Consider the following 5,806-nt stretch of genomic DNA (forward strand, 5'->3'; position numbering starts at 1 on the left):
GCCCGGTGCCTGGCGCCCGGTGCCTGGCGATGAACGCAGATGTAGCAGAGCCCGCCGAGCACATGCAGCGAATCGGGGAGCAAATCACGCAGACTGTCTTCGACGTCCAGGCCATTTTGCAACAGCAGTACCTTGGCGTTCGGCGCCGCCGCTTGCAGGATGGCGGGTGCCAGGTCGGCGTTACTGGTGGTTTTCGCGCCCACCAGCAGCCAGTCGCAGGGTGGCATGTCTCCAGCGTTCGAATAAGCCTGCACCGGGTTCAGTTTCAGCGCGCCATGGGGCGCGCTATCGACTTGCAACCCGTGCTCGGCCACAGCGGAAAACTCGCTGCGCAGCAGAAAATGCACATCAAAACCGGCACGCGCCAGCATCACCCCGTAGAAACCGCCGATTGCGCCGGTCCCGATAATGCCGATTGTCGGCCTGGCAACTGTCCCCATCATGGCAACTCCTCTGCTGTTCGACTCAGCGCCTGGCGCACCGCCCGATTGAGCTCGGTGTCGGTCAGGCGGGATTTCAGTGCTCCGAAGAATTCGCCGTCGCGAACGACAAACAGCGCCGGCAAGTGAAAGACCTGATAACGCTCGACCACCCCGCCGTTATTGCCGGCATCGATCCAGCACAGTCGATCGACTGCCAGATCGAGTGTCGGCAATTGCTCGCGGGCAAAACGGCAACCGGCGCAGCCGACACTGGTGAAAATAACCAGTGATACGCCGCTCATCGCCAGCAGCCGTTGGTCGGCGTCGAAATCGGTCAGTTCCAATTCGACCACTATACTGGGTGTAACAATGTCAGATGGCCGACACATGGAGTCTGTGTTCATGGGACGATTTATTCCTCACCCTGACGATGTGCCCGTCGAATTAACGTTGCTGAAACCTGAATGTATTTCGCGACGACAGCTGCACACTATCAGCCTCGGGGGCATGGCTTGCAATTATCACCGCGCGTGGCGCTACGGCACCGCGCTGGAGGTACGCATGCCGACCGTGAACCCGGACATGCGCTACCTGGGCTATGTCGCCTGGTGCCTGCGGCGCAAGCGCGGTTATCTGGTAGGCATCGTCTTCGTCGACGAACAAACGCTATTCAGCGCCCGAATGGGCGAGCAGGTGTGCCAGATCGAACGTTACTGCCGCCTGCATGACGCCCACGACGACTTGCAGAATATCCAGGCTCGGGCCCTTGAATGGGTACAGGAGCACGCCGACGAGTTCTCTCACGATTCGGTGCGCAAGGCTTTTGCGCAGCCGGTGCTGGAATAGGGGTGTTCTTGATCGGTTTGCCCCTCATGGCAGGGAAACTGACTGCGAAAGCCCACCAAACCGGCGTCTGCCCATTGTCGAGCCACGGTGTAACGCGCTAAGGTTCGGCTCCCCGACGCGCTTAATTTGCTGTGCTCCGCCGCGCGGGTTCGCTGGCGGCCGGCACCCGTGACCTGACGAGTAAACGATGGCTGATTTACCGATCAACGACCTAAACGTCGCCTCCAACGAGACTCTGATCACTCCCGATCAGCTCAAGCGCGATATTCCCCTGAGCGACGCCGCACTGCGCACCGTCACCAAGGGCCGCGAAGTCATTCGCAACATTCTGGATGGCACCGACCACCGCCTGTTCGTCGTCATCGGGCCTTGCTCGATCCACGACATCAAGGCCGCCCATGAGTATGCCGAGCGCCTGAAGGTTCTCGCTGCCGAAGTGTCCGATACCCTGTATCTGGTCATGCGCGTTTATTTCGAGAAGCCACGTACCACCGTCGGCTGGAAAGGCTTGATCAACGACCCGTATCTGGACGACTCGTTCAAGATCCAGGACGGCTTGCACATCGGTCGCCAGTTGCTGCTGGACCTGGCCGAAAAAGGCCTGCCGACCGCCACCGAAGCCCTCGACCCGATCTCCCCGCAATACTTGCAGGACCTGATCAGCTGGTCGGCCATCGGCGCGCGCACCACCGAATCCCAGACTCACCGTGAAATGGCCTCCGGCCTGTCCTCGGCCGTCGGCTTCAAGAACGGCACCGATGGCGGCCTGACCGTGGCGATCAACGCCCTGCAGTCGGTTTCCAGCCCACACCGTTTCCTGGGCATCAACCAGGAAGGTGGCGTGTCGATCGTGACCACCAAGGGCAATGCCTACGGTCACGTGGTGTTGCGCGGCGGCAACGGCAAGCCGAACTACGATTCGGTCAGCGTTGCGCTCTGCGAACAGGCGTTGAACAAGGCGAAGATCAAGCCGAACATCATGGTCGATTGCAGCCACGCCAACTCCAACAAGGATCCGGCCCTGCAACCACTGGTGATGGAGAACGTCGCCAACCAGATCCTCGAAGGCAACAAGTCGATCATCGGCCTGATGGTTGAAAGCCACCTGAACTGGGGCGCCCAGGCGATCCCGAAAGACCTCGCCGACCTGCAATACGGCGTGTCGATCACCGACGCCTGCATCGACTGGACCGCGACCGAAAACACCTTGCGCAGCATGCATGCCAAGCTCAGGGATGTGCTGCCTAAACGCGATCGCAGCTGATCGCTTTTAGCGAACACACAAAAACGCCGGACTAAACCCGGCGTTTTTTTATGCATTCGTTTTATTGAAGGTCACTGACTCAGCTTGGCCGCATGCCGCTGGTGACGCTCCATGTAGCGCTCGACGTAGGAGCACGATGGAATGACGGTGTAGCCCATTTCGTCCGCGTACTCCAGCGCCTTCTCGGTCAAGGCTGCAGCAATACCGCGACCACGCAACGCGTTGGGCACGAAGGTGCGATAAATATCCAGGGTCTGCTTCCCCAGATCCATATAGGTCAGATAGGCACGATGACCGTCCACAATGGTCTCGAACTGATGACCAGCCTGGTCATGGTGGATGGACAACGCCTCGCTCATCACTACTCCTCGCGGGTCTGGAATTTTGACCCCTACCTTACCGATGTTTTTCCGACGAAGGAACATCTACGCCACTCCGTGCCTKAATGGACACCGAGAAGAGCTGCACCGATCTCGCGCTACCGAGCACGTACAAATAGTAGGCACCATTGACAGAAATGCTCAAGGTGCGCTCGTCATCATGCAGGTTGGCAGGTGCTGCTCCGGATCACGCAGGAATGGCTCGACCGAAGATCACTCCGGGTCGATAGCCTGAACATTGCCGGATGTTGAGACTTAAGACGAGCGCCCATTGTTAAAGTCACCTGAACATCGAGAAAGATATTGCGAGGCGCTACGCAAAAGCCGAACAAAAGTGTAGACGAACCCATGTAGACGGGCTCTAGCCAGACTGGAAAAAGAGCGGTGTGCCGAAGGAACTTTTACTCGCCAGCTGGCTCAGCCACGGGCCTTGCAGCTGGATGTTTTTTAATCAGTTCAGTTAAAAGTTGCTCGAAAAAGAATCAACGCCTACAATTTTTTTTGCTTCTTGCGTCACGTCAGTTTTACTTACTACAAGTAATAGGTAGTATGTACGCCGGCTATTTCCTCAATCGGAGGAGATAGCTACTTAATAGAAAGTCCTTGAAGGGGAACACGATGAACAACGTTCTGAAATTCTCTGCTCTGGCCCTGGCCGCAGTTCTGGCTACCGGTTGCAGCAGCGCATCGAAAGAAACCGAAGCACGTCTGACCGCTACTGAAGACGCAGCTGCTCGCTCCCAGGCTCGTGCAGACGAAGCTTACCGTAAAGCTGATGAAGCTCTGGCTGCTGCTCAAAAAGCACAACAGACTGCTGACGAAGCTAACGAGCGTGCTCTGCGCATGCTGGACAAAGCTAGCCGCAAGTAATAGTCCTTCGGGATTGTTATCAAGCCGATCCATTTTTTGGGTCGGCTTTTTTATTGCCCGGCGTTTCTCCAGGCAATAAAAAACCCGTCGACGCGGTCCGCGCCGACGGGCTCTTTACAAGCTTACTGCATCGGGTCGACCGGAGTGCTCGACACCATCGGTGCGGCGTTGTTGCCCGGCACAGCAATCTCCACCGGCAGGCCGTCTTCAGCGGCAACCACATCACGCACCACATCCCAGTTCATGCGCAGGTTGTTAGTSATGTCYTCACGCTTGAGCAWSGCRTTGATSACYGCGGTGTGCTTGTCGACCACCGAMGGRTTGCCYTTGTCRTMCARCGGCGTATGMGCYTCCAGRTAGACYTTSCCGCCRCTSAWACCRAACTTGTACGGRTCGTTGATGATCCGCACCGACGTACCGACCGGCACCATGCCCGCCATTTCCAGCACGTTGTTGTTGAACATGCGGAAGCAACCGTGGCTGGTGCGCATGCCGATACCGAACTTCTTGTTCGAACCGTGGATCAGGTAGCCCGGTGTGCCCAGGGTGAACTTGAACGGCCCCAGCGGGTTGTCAGGGCCGGCCGGCACGACGTTGGGCAGCGGATCACCGTCTGCTGCGTGCTCGGCCTTGATCGAAGCCGGCGGCGTCCAGGTCGGGTTCGGCGTCTTGGCGGTGATGCTGGTGTGGGCAATCGGCGAGCCCCAGCCTTCACGACCGATACCCAGCGGGAACGTGTACACCACGTTCTTGCCTTTCGGGTAGTAGTAGAGGCGGTACTCGGCCAGGTTGATCACGATGCCTTCACGCGGGCCTGGTGGCAGGATGAAGCGGGTCGGCAGAATGATTTCCGTGCCGGCGCCTGGCAACCATGCATCGACACCCGGGTTGGCCGCGACCATTTCCGTGTAGCCCAGATCGTAGGCGGTACCAAGGTCGGCGAAGGTATCTTCGTACTTGGCCTTGATCACCTGCACCTGGCCGATGATGTCCTCACCGGGCGGTGGCAGGGGAAACTCCAATGCTGCAACGGGACCGGCCACCAAAAGGGCGGCAAGTGACAGGCAGCGGGTGACGGCAGGAAAGCGCGACAACATCCGGAAAATCCTTCGCATGATCAACTGAGAGTATAAGAACGCGATTGTACACCGCTGTCCGTTATTTCGGGGAGATGGCCCGATTGCAGGCACTGTAAGGCGATTTTGCGATTTTCCTCGATCCCGTGTGGGAGTGAGCCTGCTCGCGATGGCTGTGTGTTGGGTGACGTGTTTTTTACGGATGTACATATCCGTTTCTGCGGATGCGGTTACCTGTGGGAGCGAGCTTGCGATGGCGGCGTGGCAGGCGGCATGGATTTTTGAGGGTGTACATATCCGTTTCTGCGGTAACGGCCWCTKRSGGTTCCGCYCTTACRGCGGGTCACTTKGAAAAGCSCMAAGTAACCAARSGCTCTTGCCCCTKWCRTTCGGTGCCTCGCYKTGGCTCGGCATGCCCTCGCTCCGGTCCTGCTCCGTGGGCCCGCCGCSATCGGCCATCCATGGCCGKGSGCGGCTAACCCGGCATCCATGCCGGGTTGCCCACTGCGCAGAACCTCCACTCGGCCTCACGAGGGGGCGTACACCGCAACAGCGCCCGAGGCGGCCTACCGGCCGGCCTGTTTGCCGGCCTGTTTGCCGGGCTCGTTTGTCTGTGAGGTACCTGGTCGACTGGCAGGTCGCCATCGCGAGCAAGCTCGCTCCCACAGGTACTCAGTACATCTGCAAGGTCTGGGTCGGCTGTCAGGCCGCCTTCGCGAGCAGGCTCACTCCCACAGAAAAGCAAAGGCAGATCGGCGTGCGCAGACGCTCTTCACCACTCATCAGGCCGAGCGTTAGCTCGCCTGCAGCTTTTGATCTTGATCCACCCGCCCCCTCGGCAGGCTGAGCGGAGGTGTTTATCCGGGGATTGGCGCGCAGCGCCGTTCGACGCAGTCGAACTCATTGCATGTAGGTCGAAGCGAAGCCGACCGGAGGGCAATGCCCCCG

Annotated in this window: 7 protein-coding genes; 3 read left to right on the forward strand and 4 right to left on the reverse strand. The window is 58.9% G+C overall.

Features of this window, described 5'->3' with window-relative positions; genetic code table 11:
* Together ACXRVY_RS15385 and ACXRVY_RS15390 are read right to left on the reverse strand one after the other, a co-directional pair.
* Positions 1-443: 2-dehydropantoate 2-reductase N-terminal domain-containing protein (locus ACXRVY_RS15385; RefSeq protein WP_458237694.1), on the reverse strand; the 443-nt coding region annotated here is incomplete at its 3' end.
* Positions 440-826: a thioredoxin family protein gene (locus tag ACXRVY_RS15390; RefSeq protein WP_223463732.1), complete on the reverse strand. Its 387-nt coding sequence runs from the start codon at positions 824-826 to the stop codon at positions 440-442. The genes ACXRVY_RS15385 and ACXRVY_RS15390, both read right to left, overlap by 4 nt.
* On the opposite strand from ACXRVY_RS15390, the gene ACXRVY_RS15395 reads away from it, so the two are divergent.
* Positions 825-1,268, forward strand: a complete 444-nt coding sequence (locus ACXRVY_RS15395; protein WP_223463731.1) for a PilZ domain-containing protein — start codon at positions 825-827, stop codon at positions 1,266-1,268. The two genes, ACXRVY_RS15390 and ACXRVY_RS15395, sit on opposite strands and share 2 nt — an antisense overlap.
* 187 nt (positions 1,269-1,455) lie before the next feature.
* The gene (locus ACXRVY_RS15400; protein ID WP_223463730.1) at positions 1,456-2,532 is read left to right on the forward strand and encodes a 3-deoxy-7-phosphoheptulonate synthase; all 1,077 of its coding nucleotides are present in this window, start codon (positions 1,456-1,458) and stop codon (positions 2,530-2,532) included.
* Positions 2,533-2,603: 71 nt separating this feature from the next.
* On the opposite strand, the gene ACXRVY_RS15405 is transcribed toward ACXRVY_RS15400, so the two are convergent.
* Entirely contained in the window at positions 2,604-2,891 is a 288-nt protein-coding gene (locus ACXRVY_RS15405) for a GNAT family N-acetyltransferase (protein ID WP_008023295.1), read from the reverse strand.
* 639 nt (positions 2,892-3,530) lie between these two features.
* On the opposite strand from ACXRVY_RS15405, the gene oprI reads away from it, so the two are divergent.
* Positions 3,531-3,782, forward strand: a complete 252-nt coding sequence (oprI, locus tag ACXRVY_RS15410) for an outer membrane lipoprotei OprI (RefSeq protein ID WP_003199355.1) — start codon at positions 3,531-3,533, stop codon at positions 3,780-3,782.
* A gap of 122 nt (positions 3,783-3,904) precedes the next feature.
* Here oprI and ACXRVY_RS15415 read toward each other — a convergent pair whose 3' ends face one another.
* Complete coding sequence (locus ACXRVY_RS15415; protein ID WP_458237695.1) at positions 3,905-4,879, reverse strand: L,D-transpeptidase family protein; 975 nt, start codon at positions 4,877-4,879, stop codon at positions 3,905-3,907.
* Between the last annotated feature and the right edge of the window lie 927 nt (positions 4,880-5,806).

This window comes from Pseudomonas sp. P5_A2_2 (assembly GCF_054177685.1).

Coding starts and splice junctions, on each gene's coding strand:
- ACXRVY_RS15395 (WP_223463731.1), top strand. CDS start 825: ATGGGACGATTTATTCCTCACCCTGACGATGTGCCCGTCGAATTAACG.
- ACXRVY_RS15390 (WP_223463732.1), bottom strand. CDS start 826: ATGAACACAGACTCCATGTGTCGGCCATCTGACATTGTTACACCCAGT.
- ACXRVY_RS15400 (WP_223463730.1), top strand. CDS start 1,456: ATGGCTGATTTACCGATCAACGACCTAAACGTCGCCTCCAACGAGACT.
- ACXRVY_RS15405 (WP_008023295.1), bottom strand. CDS start 2,891: ATGAGCGAGGCGTTGTCCATCCACCATGACCAGGCTGGTCATCAGTTC.
- oprI (WP_003199355.1), top strand. CDS start 3,531: ATGAACAACGTTCTGAAATTCTCTGCTCTGGCCCTGGCCGCAGTTCTG.